Below are 12,991 nucleotides of genomic sequence, written 5' to 3'. Positions count from 1 at the left end.
CTGCGGCTTTGCCCGGCGGGCCCGGTGATCCACCGGGCCCGGGGCGTCCTGTGGACAGCCGTCAGCCGCTGAGCCGCACCGGCATGATCAGGTACTTGTACGCGTCGTCCGCCTCGGCGTCCAGGGCCGGCTTGCCGCCGAGCAGCGCGGGCTTCGTGGACGTCGTGAAGGACAGCTGGGCCACCGGGGAGTCGATGGCGCTCAGACCGTCCAGCAGGAAGGTCGGGTTGAAGGCGATCGAGATGTCGTCGCCCTCCAGGTTGGCGTCGACCCTTTCCACAGCCTGTGCGTCGTCGCTGGAGCCGGCCTCCAGGATCAGCACGCCCTGCTCGAAGCTCAGCCGCACCGGGGTGTTGCGCTCGGCGACCAGGGCCACGCGCTTGACGGCCTCCACGAAGGGGGCGGTCTCGATGGTGGCGACCGAGTTGAACTCCGTCGGGAACAGCGTGCGGTACTTCGGGAGGTCGCCCTCCAGCAGACGGGTCGTCGTACGACGGCCGGCGCCCTCGAAACCGATGAGGCCCTCGCCCGCGCCCGAGCCGGACAGCGCCAGGATCACGGAGTCACCACTCGTCAGCGCCTTGGCGGTGTCCAGGAGGGTCTTGGCGGGCACCAGGGCGACCGCGGACGCCTCCGGGTTCTCCGGCTTCCACAGGAACTCGCGGACCGCGAAGCGGTAGCGGTCGGTGGAGGCCAGCGTGACCGTGTCGCCCTCGATCTCGATGCGGACACCGGTGAGCACGGGCAGGGTGTCGTCGCGGCCCGCGGCGATGGCGACCTGCTGCACGGCGGAGGCGAAGACCTCGCCCGGGACCGTGCCCGTCGCGTTCGGCATCTGGGGCAGCGCCGGGTACTCCTCCACAGGGAGTGTGTGGAGGGTGAACCGCGAGGAGCCGCAGACCACCGTCGCCCGTACACCGTCTGTGGAGATCTCCACCGGGCGGTTGGGGAGGGCGCGGGAGATGTCGGCGAGGAGGCGGCCGGACACGAGGACCGTGCCCTCCTCCTCGACCTCGGCCTCCACCGACACGCGCGCCGAGACCTCGTAGTCGAAGCTGGAGAGGCTGAGCTGACCGTCCTCGGCCTTCAGCAGCAAGCCGGCGAGGACAGGCGCCGGCGGACGGGCCGGGAGGCTGCGTGCCGCCCAGGCCACTGCCTCCGCGAGTACGTCGCGTTCCACCCGGATCTTCACCTAAGCCGCCTCCTGCTGTTGCCGGCGTTCTCGCCCTGCTGGCCTTCTCGTCTGTCTCGGTGTCGAGAGCCCCTGTGACGGGAAGGACACCGGGGACCAGTCTGACGCACACCGCTGACAGTCGGTGCCTCTCGCGGTCAAGTCGTGATGAGGCGCGGTCGGCGGCCGGAGAGCGAGTTGTGCACAGGACCCGCTTCCAGACGAATTCCCCGGACTCTCTGTGTAGGGGTAGTAGTAGGGCCTGTGGAAACCGTGGATAACTGTGTTTTCCCAGCTCAGCGGCCAGATTTTGTCCACGGACCCTGTGGGCGGCGGCGGTGGACAACCAGGCGTATCTGTGGAGAACGGAAAGTTCTGCACACCCCGTGCACAGCCGAGGGCCACTTCTCCCCAGTGCCGTCCCCAGCTTTACCCACCTTTCCCACAGCCCAACCAGGCATCTTGGTGTGACGCCTTTCACTCCGTCCGGTGAGAAGCCGCGTCACGTTGCCGAACAGTGGACAGGCATGTGGAGAAGCTGGGGAACACTGGGGACAACCGGCCACAGCCTGTGGGTCGTCGGTGGACAACTTCGTACACAGCCTGTGGATCTTCGTTTCGTCCACAGACTGTGGAGATCGTTCGTCCACCAATCCACAAGCGGCTGACCTGGCCGGACGGTCTTTCGACAGGCCGGCCTGTGGATGCGATCTGGACAACTCGGTAGTCCCCAGCATGTGGACGGAGGAAAGTCGCCGTATCTGTGGAGAGTGGCCGTAACCCGGCAGGTATTCGAACAGCAGGTTGCCGACGTGGTGCCCGCGGAAGGGCCCGCTTCCCCGGGAGCGGGCGGACACGGGGGCCTGAGGACGGGACGAGAGGGTGCCCGGAGGCGTCCGAAGACGTCCGGCCGGCGCCCCACAGGGTGCGCGGGAACGGCGGAGGGCGCCCCTGGGGAAGATTCCCGGGGGCGCCCTCGGCGGTGGTGCGCGGGTGCGGCCGTCAGCCGTTCTTGATGCGGTTCGTCAGCTCGGTGACCTGGTTGTAGATGGAGCGCCGCTCGGCCATCAGCGCGCGGATCTTGCGGTCGGCGTGCATCACCGTCGTATGGTCGCGGCCCCCGAACTGGGCGCCGATCTTCGGCAGCGACAGGTCCGTCAGCTCACGGCACAGATACATCGCGATCTGCCGGGCGGTCACCAGGGCGCGGCCGCGCGAGGTGCCGCACAGGTCCTCCACCGTCAGGCCGAAGTAGTCGGCGGTGGCGGCCATAATGGCCGTCGCGGTGATCTCGGGGGCCGAGTCCTCGCCGCCGGGGATCAGGTCCTTGAGCACGATCTCCGTCAGACCGAGGTCCACGGGCTGACGGTTGAGCGACGCGAACGCCGTCACCCGGATCAGCGCGCCCTCCAGCTCCCGGATGTTCCGCGAGATGCGGGAGGCGATGAACTCCAGTACCTCCGGCGGGGCGTTGAGCTGCTCCTGCACCGCCTTCTTGCGCAGGATCGCGATACGCGTCTCCAACTCGGGCGGCTGGACGTCGGTGATCAGGCCCCACTCGAAGCGGTTGCGCAGCCGGTCCTCAAGGGTGACCAGCTGCTTGGGAGGCCGGTCCGAGGACAGCACGATCTGCTTGTTGGCGTTGTGGAGCGTGTTGAAGGTGTGGAAGAACTCCTCCTGCGTCGACTCCTTCTGCGCCAGGAACTGGATGTCGTCGACCAGCAGGATGTCCATGTCGCGGTAGCGCTTGCGGAACGCGTCCGCCTTGCCGTCGCGGATCGAGTTGATGAACTCGTTGGTGAACTCCTCGGAGCTCACGTACCGCACCCGGGTGCCCGGGTAGAGGCTGCGCGCGTAGTGGCCGATGGCATGCAGCAGATGCGTCTTGCCGAGGCCCGACTCGCCGTAGATGAAGAGGGGGTTGTACGCCTTCGCCGGTGCCTCGGCGACGGCGACCGCGGCCGCGTGCGCGAACCGGTTCGAGGCGCCGATGACGAACGTGTCGAAGAGGTACTTCGGGTTGAGCCGCGCGGTCGGCTCGCCCGGTCCGGTCGCCGGCGCGGGCTGCGCGGCCAGCGGTCCGGGCGCGCCGGTGGGAGGCAGGCCCGGACCGCCCCGGTGTCCGTGGCCGCCGCCGGAGGGCGGCTCCGGCAGCTCGCGCCGGTCCGGGCGCGGCTGGCCGAAGTCGGAGCGCGCGCTGTCGTAGTCCGGGCGCTGCTGCTCGTACGGCGAGCGCTCCAGTGACTGCGTGCGGTAGTCGGGCGCCGGCGTCGCGTACGGGTCGCGCTCGGGAAAGCCGAGACGCTGCTGCTGCCAGCCGTAGTCGTCCTGCGACGAGCGCGGCCAGGCGCCGGGCTCGGGGCGCTGGTACTCCCCCGGATACGCGGGACGGGCGTGCGGCAGCTGGTCGGCGCGGGTGTGCGGGAGCTGGTCCGTGCGGGCGGCCGGGGACTGGTCCGCGGGGGCGGTGGGCAGCTGGTCGGGCCGGCCCGACCGGTGGTCGTCCGCACGGTGGCGGCCGTATCCCTCGTAGCCGCTCTGGGAGTCGTAGGGGTCGCGGCCGGGGAGCTCGGGCTCCTCGTAGCGCGACTGGGCGGGCGGGGCCGGTGCCGGGGGCTCGCCCGCGGAGTCGTCGACGGTGATCGCGATGCGGATGGGGCGGCCGCACTCACGGCTGAGCGTGTCGCTGACGATCGGCGCCAGCCGGCCTTCCAGGACACCCTTCGCGAACTCGTTCGGCACCGCGAGCAGGGCGGTGTCGGCGACCAGCGCCAGCGGCTGGCAGCGCCGGATCCAGTGCTCGTCCTTCGCCTCTACCCCCGGCCCACGCCCCTCACCGAGGAGCTGCTCGAGTACTCGTGGCCACACTGCGGCAAGATCGGCAGGTACGTCAGCCACAGGGCACGCTCTCTCACAGGTCCCACGCGCACGCGGTCGCGGGAAGGTCGGAATAAAGGTCGGGCTGGTCGGGCCCGGGACGAAACAGCTGGGTCGGCGGCAAGGGAACGAATCGGAGTCCAGTCACGGTAGTCAGGGCGACCGGCGTGGTTCAAGTTGTTGTCCCCAGCCTGTGGACAAGTGTCACTCATGGCTCGCTGGTTTGACCGAACGGCGCGGGCCCGCGTACCGTAACCAGGTCGAGTTGTCGATGGCTGCTGCCGCCTGCCTCCGATGGGCACAGATCACGTACCAGTTCCGACCAGGGAACATGTCGGTGATCGGGAAGCGGTGCACTCGGGCGTAATGCGAGCTACTCGTGGGCGCACGGTGACAGCCAGGCGACACCCCGCCAACCACCGAATCATTACTGGAGCCCCCGAGTGAGCAAGCGCACCTTCCAGCCGAACAACCGTCGTCGCGCGAAGACCCACGGCTTCCGGCTGCGTATGCGCACCCGTGCCGGCCGCGCCATCCTGGCGTCCCGCCGTAGCAAGGGTCGCGCCCGTCTGTCCGCCTGATCGCGCACAGGTCATGACGTGCTGCCTACCGAGCATCGGCTGAGGCGGCGCGAGGACTTCGCGACCGCGGTACGCCGAGGACGTCGGGCCGGACGCCCGCTTCTCGTCGTCCACCTTCGTAGCGGTGCCACGGACCCGCACGCGCCTGGGAAGAGCGCTCCCCCGACGCGTGCGGGTTTCGTCGTGAGCAAGGCCGTGGGCGGAGCGGTCATACGTAACAAGGTGAAGCGCAGGCTTCGCCATCTCATGCGAGACCGAGTGGCCCTGTTGCCCCCCGGTAGCCTGGTAGTCGTACGAGCGCTGCCCGGATCGGGTGACGCCGACCCTGCACAGCTGGCCCGAGACCTGGATGCCGCCCTGCAGCGGCTGCTGGGAGGAGGGGGCGCGCGATGAAGTACCCACTGCTGGCCCTGATCAAGATCTACCAGTGGACGATCAGTCCACTGCTGGGGCCGGTGTGCAAGTACTACCCCTCGTGTTCTCACTACGGCTACACAGCCATCGACCGGCACGGTGCGATCAAGGGAACGGCACTGACCGCCTGGCGCATCCTGCGATGCAATCCGTGGTCGCTCGGCGGTGTGGACCATGTCCCGCCGCGCAAGCGCCCACGGTGGCACGAAATGCTGCGCGACGCCTGGCGCGCACGCAAGGGCGGGCCCTCCGCCGCCGAACCGGCCACCGAGGGGACTCTCTCCTCGAGCCCGGCCGCAGAGACCTCGTCCCATGCCCAAGGAGCATGATTAGTGGACACGATTGCCAGCCTCTTCAGCTTCATCACGACACCTGTCTCCTGGGTCATCGTCCAGTTCCACACGGTGTACGGCGCGATCTTCGGCGCTGACACGGGTTGGGCCTGGGGCCTGTCCATCGTGTCCCTGGTGATTCTGATCCGTATCTGCCTGGTCCCGCTCTTCGTGAAGCAGATCAAGGCGACTCGGGCGATGCAGACGCTGCAGCCCGAGATGAAGAAGATCCAGGAGCGCTACAAGAACGACAAGCAGCGCCAGTCCGAAGAGATGATGAAGCTGTACAAGGAGTCGGGTACCAACCCGCTCTCCTCGTGCCTTCCCATCCTGGCGCAGTCCCCGTTCTTCTTCGCCCTCTACCACGTGCTCAACGGCATCGCGACGGGCAAGACGATCGGCGTCATCAACGAGCCGCTGCTCGCCAGCGCCCGTAAGGCGCACATCGTCGGTGCCCCGCTGGCCGCGAAGTTCACCGACGGTGCGGACAAAGTCGCCGCCCTCGGTGCCTCGCTGACCGACGTGCGGGTCGTCACCGCGATCATGATCGTCCTGATGTCGGCGTCGCAGTTCTACACGCAGCGCCAGCTGATGACGAAGAACGTCGACACCACGGTGAAGACGCCGTTCATGCAGCAGCAGAAGATGCTGATGTACGTCTTCCCGGTCATGTTCGCCGTCTTCGGTATCAACTTCCCGGTCGGTGTCCTCGTCTACTGGCTGACCACCAACGTGTGGACCATGGGCCAGCAGATGTACGTCATCCACAACAACCCGACCCCGGGTTCCAAGGCTCAGGCCGCCTACCTGGAGCGTCTGACCAAGCACGTCACGCACCACGGCAAGATCCGCAGGCGGAGCGAGAAGGCCATCATCAAGGCGATCGTCGCCAAGGGCCGTGACCGCAACGAGTTCGAGCGCAAGTTCATCAACGGTCTCACCAAGGCGGGCCTCGCGGCCCAGGCCGACGGCACCGTGGAGAAGAGCGAGGCCGTGGCCGTCGCCACCGTCGAGGACGGTACGCCGAGCACCGGGGCCCCCAAGCGCCAGCAGCCCAAGCGGCAGACCAAGTCCCAGCGCCAGTCCGGTGGGCCCAGGGCGGCGGATGACTCCGAGGAGTCGGCCTCGTCGCCGTCACTGACCAAGTCCGACGAGCCGCAGGACGCCAAGCCGGACGACGCTGCCAAGAAGAAGCAGCCCGGCTCCAGTACCCGCAGCAGGGCTCAGTCCGGTCAGCGCAAGGGGCCGCAGCGGCCCAAGTCCCCGTCCAAGAAGTAAGAAGGAGTCCATCCCGTGACGGAAGGCACCACCTCCGCGGCTGCCGAGGGTGCAGACACCCTGACCCGCCTGGAGCAGGAGGGCGAGATCGCGGCGGACTACCTCGAGGGTCTGCTGGACATCGCCGATCTCGACGGCGACATCGACATGGACGTCGAGGCCGACCGCGCGTCCGTGTCGATCATCAGCGACACGGCCAGCCGGGACCTGCAGAAGCTGGTCGGTCGTGACGGCGAGGTGCTGGAGGCCCTCCAGGAGCTGACGCGCCTGGCCGTGCACCGGGAGACCGGCGACCGGAGCCGGCTGATGCTGGACGTCGCCGGCTACCGCGCCAAGAAGCGTGCGGAGCTCTCGGAACTCGGCGCCAAGGCGGTGGCCGAGGTCAAGAGCTCCGGCGAGCCCGTCAAGCTCAAGCCGATGACGCCCTTCGAGCGCAAGGTCGTCCATGACGCGGTCAAGGCCGCGGGCCTGCGCAGCGAGTCCGAGGGCGAGGAGCCGCAGCGCTTCGTTGTCGTGCTGCCCGCCTGAATCGGTTCGCAGCTTTTTCCGGCCCCGTCTGTTGAGCAGGCGGGGCCGAACTTTGTCAGCCTGGTAGTTCCTGGCGGCTGCGTGCCCGACAGCCGGCAGTCCCTGATAGTTCTGGTGGTCTGCGCTCAGTGCGCTCGTGCGGTACGGAAGGACGGTCCCCGTGACGGAGGCAGCAGCGCTTCCCCCTGCGCCGGAGCAGGCGCGCGAGGTGTTCGGCGATCGCTTCGCGGACGCGGTCCGCTATGCGGAACTGCTCGCGGAAGCGGGTGTGCAGCGCGGTCTCATCGGCCCGAGGGAAGTGCCCCGGCTGTGGGAGCGCCATCTGCTGAACTGCGCGGTGCTCTCGGAGGTCGTGCCCGACGGGGTCACCGTGTGCGATGTGGGCTCCGGTGCCGGACTGCCCGGCATTCCCCTCGCACTCGTCCGGGAGGACCTGAAGATCACGCTGCTGGAGCCCTTGCTGCGGCGCACCAACTTCCTCAGCGAGGTCGTCGAGCTGCTGGGGCTGGACCATGTGACCGTCGTCCGTGGCCGCGCCGAGGAGGTCATGGGCAAGATCCAGCCGGTTCATGTGGTCACCGCCCGTGCCGTTGCCCCGCTGGACCGTCTGGCCACCTGGGGCATCCCCCTGCTGCGCCCCTACGGGGAGATGCTCGCCCTGAAGGGTGACACGGCCGAGGAGGAGCTGAAGAGCGCCGCCACCGCCCTGACGAAGCTCGGTGCAGTGGAGACGTCCATCCTCCATGTCGGTGAGGGCATTGTGGAGCCGCTGTCGACCGTGGTGCGCGTGGAGGTGGGGGAAAGTCCCGGCGGCGTGCGCTTCGCGGCCAAGCGGGCGAAGGCGGCCCGTACAGGGCGGACGCGACGGCGTCGCTGATCGGGCGCGCAATCTCGATGAGCCGTCGTACTCCACACAAGCTGCCCCGTCTACGCATCTCGGAGTGTCGCGGAGGTCCGGTCAGGGCCGCTGTGCATCGTGTTTCACGTGAAACGTCGCTCACTCCTGCACGGCATCATCAGTCGCGGCCGGGCTGCGGCCGAACCCCGCGACCGCAAACCACTCGGAACCCTCGGAGAGGTGTCCACCTCGAGGGCTTCGTCCCCCGGGAAGGGCATGGAGTTGTCCACAGAGGTGGATTTCTCCACAGAAGGCCAGACCTCACTGGTTCACGACCCCGAAGGCATGGGAGGCTCTGTTCATTGCGAGCCTGTAGTCGAGGAGAGTGAATCCTTGCGGTCCGACGCCAACATCGCGGGACCGATGACCGATCCGGTCCCCGGTCCCCGTACCGAGTCGATGGGGGAGGATGTTTCACGTGAAACACCGCCCCCGATGGACGACACTCCCATCGGTCGTGCTGCCCAACTGGCGGTGGAGGCACTGGGTCGTGCCGGTGAGGGCCTGCCGCGACCCGAGCAGACCCGGGTCATCGTGGTCGCCAACCAGAAGGGCGGGGTGGGTAAGACCACGACGACGGTCAACCTCGCCGCGTCGCTTGCGCTCCACGGTGGCCGTGTCCTGGTGATCGACCTCGACCCACAGGGCAATGCATCCACTGCGCTGGGGATCGACCACCACGCAGAAGTTCCTTCCATCTACGACGTCTTGGTCGAGAGCAAGCCTCTCGCTGAGGTGGTCCAGCCCGTTCCCGATGTCGAGGGCCTCTTCTGTGCTCCCGCCACCATCGATCTCGCCGGTGCGGAGATCGAGTTGGTATCTCTCGTGGCACGGGAGAGCCGGCTGGAGCGGGCGATCCAGGCCTATGAGCAGCCGCTGGACTACATCCTCATCGACTGTCCGCCCTCGCTCGGCCTCTTGACGGTCAACGCGTTGGTGGCCGGGCAGGAAGTCCTCATCCCGATCCAGTGCGAGTACTACGCCCTGGAGGGCCTGGGACAGCTCCTGCGCAATGTCGACCTGGTGCGGGGGCACCTCAACCCCGCCCTGCATGTGTCGACCATTCTGCTCACCATGTACGACGGCCGGACGCGTCTCGCGTCCCAGGTCGCGGAAGAGGTGCGCAGCCACTTCGGCGACGAGGTGCTGAGGACGAGCATTCCCCGCTCGGTCCGTATCTCGGAGGCGCCGAGCTACGGACAGACGGTGTTGACCTACGATCCGGGTTCGAGCGGTGCTCTCTCGTATCTTGAGGCGGCACGGGAAATCGCGCTCAAGGGTGTCGGCGTCAGCTATGACGCGCAGCACGCCCACATGGGCGCCCAGACGGAACAGAGCATGGTGGAGGGGATCCAGTGAGCGAGCGACGGAGGGGGCTGGGCCGTGGTCTCGGCGCATTGATCCCTGCCGCCCCTACAGGGGAGAAGGCGGCGGCCCCGGCTGCGGCGGTGGGCGGTCCGTCCGGCGCGCCTGCGGCGGGGCCCGTACTGACCACGGACCGAGGAGTGGCGGCCGCGAAAGTGGCCACGCTTCCGTCTGTTTCACATGAAACCGAGGAGCTGACGGTCGGCACCACGGAGACCGTCGTGTCTCCGCTGGGTGCCCACTTCGCCGAGCTGCCCCTCGACTCGATCACGCCGAACCCCCGGCAGCCCCGTGAGGTGTTCGACGAGGACGCGCTCGCCGAGCTCGTCACCTCCATCAAGGAGGTCGGGCTGCTCCAGCCCATCGTGGTGCGGCAGCTGGCGTCCTCGCGCTATGAGCTCATCATGGGCGAGCGGCGCTGGCGGGCCTGCCGTGAGGCCGGTCTGGAGGCCATCCCGGCGATCGTGCGTGCCACGGACGACGAGAAGCTCCTCCTGGACGCCCTTCTGGAGAACCTGCACCGGGCTCAGCTGAATCCGCTGGAGGAGGCTGCCGCCTACGACCAGCTCCTCAAGGACTTCAACTGCACCCACGACCAACTGGCCGACCGCATCGGCCGGTCGCGTCCGCAGGTGTCCAACACCCTGCGGCTGCTGAAGCTGTCGCCGGCCGTGCAGCGCCGGGTGGCCGCCGGGGTGCTGTCCGCTGGACATGCCCGAGCCCTGCTGTCCGTGGAGGACTCGGAGGAGCAGGACCGGCTGGCTCACCGCATCGTGGCCGAGGGGCTGTCCGTGCGGGCCGTCGAGGAGATCGTCACGCTCATGGGGTCCCGGCCGCAGAGCGCGCCGCGCTCCAAGGGGCCGCGTGCCGGTGCTCGTGTCTCTCCCGCGCTCAGCGACCTGGCGGGCCGGCTCTCGGATCGTTTCGAGACCCGGGTGAAGGTCGACCTCGGTCAGAAGAAAGGCAAGATCACCGTCGAGTTCGCCTCGATGGACGATCTCGAGCGGATCCTGAGCACCCTCGCTCCGGGTGAGGGACCGGTCCTTCAGCGGAGCCTGGTGGACGACGACATCGAGGAGCCAGAGGACTGAGTCTCCCGGTGGCGTCGACTCGTGACGTCGGCCGGGGACGATCGGTCCATGGGGAGAAGGCGGGCTGTGTCCGGTGTGTACCGGAACACGGCCCGCTCTTTGTTTTCAGGCAGTATCGAGGGAATCGCATCAGGGATACGATGCGATCGGGTATGGCGCATCCACCTGGCAATACCTTCAGTGGGGAGGCGGGGGCCATGCGAGCTATGAGCCGTACCGGACTGGTGACCGCGGGCTTGAGCCTGGGGGCGGTCGGCGGGTTCGTCGGCAGCCTGCTCAGGGAGCGGGGTGCTCTGACAGCCGCCCGTGGCGCTGCGGGCGAAGGAAGCGAGGAACTGCCTTCATGGGGCGTCGGCTCGTACCGCTTACGCTGGACAACCTTCCGGACCTTCCCAAGCGCTGTCGCGCGTGTGTCTTCTGGGAGTTGGACCCCGTCAGTGGTGAGGCAGCGGTAAAGACCGGAACCTCCGGACTGGAGAAGGAGGCGTGGATCTCCGCCGTTCTGCTGGACTGGGGTTCCTGCGGGCGGGTGGTCTATGTCGACGACGTCCCGGTGGGCTTCGTCCTCTACGCGCCGCCTGCCTATGTCCCGCGTTCCACGGCGTTCCCCACGAGTCCGGTCTCCCCGGACGCGGTCCAGTTGATGACCGCCTTCATCATGCCGGGGTACCAGGGCCAGGGGCTCGGACGTGTCATGGTGCAGACGGTCGCCAAAGATCTGCTGCGGCGTGGCTTCAGAGCGATCGAGGCCTTCGGTGACGCCCGCTGGAAGGAGCCGGCCTGTCTCCTCCCTGCCGACCATCTTCTGGCTGTGGGCTTCAAGACGGTGCGCCCGCACCCCACATACCCCCGGCTGCGGCTGGAGCTGCGTTCGACGCTCTCCTGGAAGGAAGACGTCGAGATGGCCCTGGACCGGCTTCTGGGAGCCGTACAGAAGGAGCCGGCGCTGCGGCCACTGTAAGGAGCCACTCATACGAATGGGCCAGCCCTGGCGGGCTGGCCCATTCGTGTTTCACGTGAAACATCGCCGCTTCGGCTCAGCGGCGGTGCCGCTTACTTCTCGGCGATGAAGTCCTCGAGGTCGCGAACGATCGCAGCCTTCGGCTTGGCACCGACGATGGTCTTGGCGACCTCGCCACCCTGGTAGACGTTCAGGGTCGGGATCGACATGACACCGTACTTGGCCGCCGTGGCCGGGTTCTCGTCGATGTTGAGCTTGACGACCTCGATCTTGTCGCCGTACTCGGAGGCGATCGCCTCCAGCGAGGGCGCGATCTGGCGGCACGGACCGCACCAGGCGGCCCAGAAGTCCACCAGGACGGGCTTGTCGCTCTTGAGCACGTCCTGCTCAAAAGAGTCGTCGGTCACGTTCTTCAGGGTGCCGGCCACAGTGGGCTCCTTAACTCGGTGGTGCGGTGGGGCGGGAGGGGTCAGACGGTGGTCTTCTCGGGCTCCGCCTGCTGCTCGCTGTCCGCGAGAGCGGCGAGGAAGCGCTCGGCGTCGAGGGCGGCGGAGCAGCCGGTGCCGGCCGCGGTGATTGCCTGACGGTAGGTGTGGTCGACGACGTCTCCGGCGCCGAAGACACCTGTCAGGTTGGTCCGGGTCGAGGGGGCGTCCACCTTCAGGTAGCCCTCCTCGTCGAGGTCCAGCTGCCCCTTGAAGAGCTCGGTGCGCGGGTCGTGGCCGATCGCGATGAACAGACCGGTCACCGGCAGCTCCGACAGCTCGCCGGTCTTCAGGTTACGCAGCGTCAGGCTTTCCAGCTTCGGGCGGCCCTTGATCTCGGCGACCTCGCTGTCCCAGACGAACTTGATCTTCGGGTCGGCGAACGCACGGTCCTGCATAGCCTTGGAAGCGCGCAGGGTGTCACGGCGGTGGACGATCGTGACCGACTTGGCAAAGCGCGACAGGAAGGTGGCCTCCTCCATCGCGGTGTCGCCGCCGCCGATCACGGCGATGTCCTGGTCCTTGAAGAAGAACCCGTCACAGGTGGCGCACCAGGAGACGCCGCGGCCGGAGAGGGCGTCCTCGTTCGGCAGACCCAGCTTGCGGTGCTGGGAGCCGGTGGTGACGATGACGGCCTTCGCCTTGTGGACTGTGCCGGCAGTGTCCGTAACCGTCTTGATCTCACCGCTGAGGTCGACAGAGACGACATCGTCCGGGATCAGTTCGGCACCGAAGCGCTCGGCCTGCGCGCGCATGTTGTCCATGAGCTCGGGGCCCATGATGCCGTCCTGGAAGCCCGGGAAGTTCTCCACCTCGGTCGTGTTCATCAGGGCACCGCCCGCGGTGACGGCGCCCTCGAACACCAGCGGCTTCAGGGAAGCGCGGGCGGTGTAGAGCGCCGCCGTGTAGCCGGCGGGCCCGGAGCCGATGATGATCACGTTACGGACGTCGCTCACGGCTTCATTCCTCGTCTCTGGAGACTGCTGCTGCTTCTGCCGGTGGGAGCATCT

13 protein-coding genes are annotated in these 12,991 nt (G+C 67.9%); 9 read left to right on the top strand and 4 right to left on the bottom strand.

From position 1 onward, the window contains the following. Nucleotides 1–61 precede the first annotated feature (61 nt). Complete coding sequence (gene dnaN, locus ACFYX0_RS31410; RefSeq protein ID WP_311693786.1) at nt 62–1,192, bottom strand: DNA polymerase III subunit beta; 1,131 nt, start codon at nt 1,190–1,192, stop codon at nt 62–64. Between the two features lie 981 nt (nt 1,193–2,173). Further along, nucleotides 2,174–4,069: a chromosomal replication initiator protein DnaA gene (dnaA, locus tag ACFYX0_RS31405; protein WP_388975171.1), complete on the bottom strand. Its 1,896-nt coding sequence runs from the start codon at nt 4,067–4,069 to the stop codon at nt 2,174–2,176. 422 nt (nt 4,070–4,491) lie between these two features. Between dnaA and rpmH the strand changes: the two genes are divergently transcribed. The 9 genes from rpmH to ACFYX0_RS31360 all read left to right on the top strand — a co-directional run bounded on the left by rpmH (nt 4,492) and on the right by ACFYX0_RS31360 (nt 11,496). Beyond that, complete coding sequence (gene rpmH / locus ACFYX0_RS31400; protein ID WP_003956500.1) at nt 4,492–4,629, top strand: 50S ribosomal protein L34; 138 nt, start codon at nt 4,492–4,494, stop codon at nt 4,627–4,629. A gap of 18 nt (nt 4,630–4,647) precedes the next feature. After that, complete coding sequence (rnpA, locus tag ACFYX0_RS31395; RefSeq protein WP_388975168.1) at nt 4,648–5,022, top strand: ribonuclease P protein component; 375 nt, start codon at nt 4,648–4,650, stop codon at nt 5,020–5,022. Next, the gene (yidD, locus tag ACFYX0_RS31390) at nt 5,019–5,372 is read left to right on the top strand and encodes a membrane protein insertion efficiency factor YidD (RefSeq protein WP_388975165.1); all 354 of its coding nucleotides are present in this window, start codon (nt 5,019–5,021) and stop codon (nt 5,370–5,372) included. The genes rnpA and yidD overlap by 4 nt, the downstream gene beginning before the upstream one ends. A gap of 3 nt (nt 5,373–5,375) precedes the next feature. Further along, entirely contained in the window at nt 5,376–6,653 is a 1,278-nt protein-coding gene (gene yidC, locus ACFYX0_RS31385; RefSeq protein ID WP_388975162.1) for a membrane protein insertase YidC, read from the top strand. A 15-nt stretch (nt 6,654–6,668) separates the two neighbouring features. Further along, the gene (locus ACFYX0_RS31380) at nt 6,669–7,181 is read left to right on the top strand and encodes a R3H domain-containing nucleic acid-binding protein (protein WP_365158298.1); all 513 of its coding nucleotides are present in this window, start codon (nt 6,669–6,671) and stop codon (nt 7,179–7,181) included. A gap of 160 nt (nt 7,182–7,341) precedes the next feature. After that, nucleotides 7,342–8,058, top strand: a complete 717-nt coding sequence (rsmG, locus tag ACFYX0_RS31375; protein WP_355906669.1) for a 16S rRNA (guanine(527)-N(7))-methyltransferase RsmG — start codon at nt 7,342–7,344, stop codon at nt 8,056–8,058. A 306-nt stretch (nt 8,059–8,364) separates the two neighbouring features. Further along, the gene (locus ACFYX0_RS31370; RefSeq protein WP_311693951.1) at nt 8,365–9,438 is read left to right on the top strand and encodes a ParA family protein; all 1,074 of its coding nucleotides are present in this window, start codon (nt 8,365–8,367) and stop codon (nt 9,436–9,438) included. Then, complete coding sequence (locus ACFYX0_RS31365; protein WP_388975159.1) at nt 9,435–10,535, top strand: ParB/RepB/Spo0J family partition protein; 1,101 nt, start codon at nt 9,435–9,437, stop codon at nt 10,533–10,535. Before ACFYX0_RS31370 ends, ACFYX0_RS31365 begins: the two co-directional genes overlap by 4 nt. Nucleotides 10,536–10,878: 343 nt before the next feature. After that, a complete protein-coding gene (locus tag ACFYX0_RS31360) occupies nt 10,879–11,496 on the top strand; it encodes a GNAT family N-acetyltransferase (protein ID WP_311693802.1) in 618 nt (205 codons plus the stop codon). Between the two features lie 92 nt (nt 11,497–11,588). On the opposite strand, the gene trxA is transcribed toward ACFYX0_RS31360, so the two are convergent. Both trxA and trxB read right to left on the bottom strand, forming a co-directional pair. Further along, the gene (trxA, locus tag ACFYX0_RS31355; protein WP_388975156.1) at nt 11,589–11,924 is read right to left on the bottom strand and encodes a thioredoxin; all 336 of its coding nucleotides are present in this window, start codon (nt 11,922–11,924) and stop codon (nt 11,589–11,591) included. A 41-nt stretch (nt 11,925–11,965) separates the two neighbouring features. Continuing rightward, nucleotides 11,966–12,937, bottom strand: a complete 972-nt coding sequence (gene trxB / locus ACFYX0_RS31350) for a thioredoxin-disulfide reductase (RefSeq protein ID WP_388975153.1) — start codon at nt 12,935–12,937, stop codon at nt 11,966–11,968. Nucleotides 12,938–12,991 lie beyond the last annotated feature (54 nt).

The organism is Streptomyces sp. NPDC002573 (genome assembly GCF_042889625.1).
GTDB classification, from domain to species: Bacteria; Actinomycetota; Actinomycetes; order Streptomycetales; family Streptomycetaceae; genus Streptomyces; species Streptomyces gibsoniae.
The sequence above is the reverse complement of the archived record's forward strand: the minus strand, read 5'-3'. Positions and strand labels throughout refer to the sequence as shown.